The sequence below is a fragment of the Streptomyces bobili genome (assembly GCF_002154575.1).
GTDB lineage: Bacteria > Actinomycetota > Actinomycetes > Streptomycetales > Streptomycetaceae > Streptomyces > Streptomyces bobili.
The window spans coordinates 1-575 of sequence record NZ_MUBA01000826.1; the positions used below are offsets into that span (position 1 = coordinate 1).

At 73.2% G+C, this 575-nt stretch carries 1 pseudogene; it reads right to left on the minus strand.

Annotation, left to right across the window (positions count from 1 at the left end):
- Positions 1-419 (minus strand): annotated as a pseudogene (locus tag BZL64_RS37975) (hypothetical protein); the annotation flags it as partial.
- Positions 420-575 lie beyond the last annotated feature (156 nt).

Sequence of the window (575 nt, forward strand, 5' to 3'; positions counted from 1 at the left end):
CGCCCCCGCAGCCACGCCCACGTCTCCGCGTCCGCGTGCAGATCGACCAGCAGCGTCGTCGTCCCGGCCGACCGCAGCCGCAGCTCCTCACGGAACCAGTGCCAGGGGAAACCGGTGTAGCGAACGGTCGACGGCGTCGTACGGGCCAGTGCCAGATGCGGCAGCCGCTGCTTGCGGTCGAGCTGGAGCTGTCCGGTGACGAACACGGTCAGCGGTCCGGGTGCCGCCGCCGCGGCCCGCAGCCGGGTCAGCACGGCCTGCGGCTCCAGGGGGTCGGCGAGTTCGACGACGTTCGCCGTGTCGGTGCCGGCCAGCACGGCGGGCGGCACGGCCGCGAGCACGGGGAGCACGGACGCCGCGTCCACCAGGCATCCCTTGCCCACCGGTGAGGCCGCGAGCAGCAGCACGGTTCCGGGCATCGTCCCTCCCCCTGTCGATCACGTACGTCAGCACCGTAACCGCTGCTGCTGCGAAGGGGGGCCTCAGGTCTGCAAACGTCCCCGTTCGGGGCGTTCGTCGCCATCCGTACCCCGTCCCGCGCCCCACTCACATGTCCCGCACGCCCTGCCCGCCCC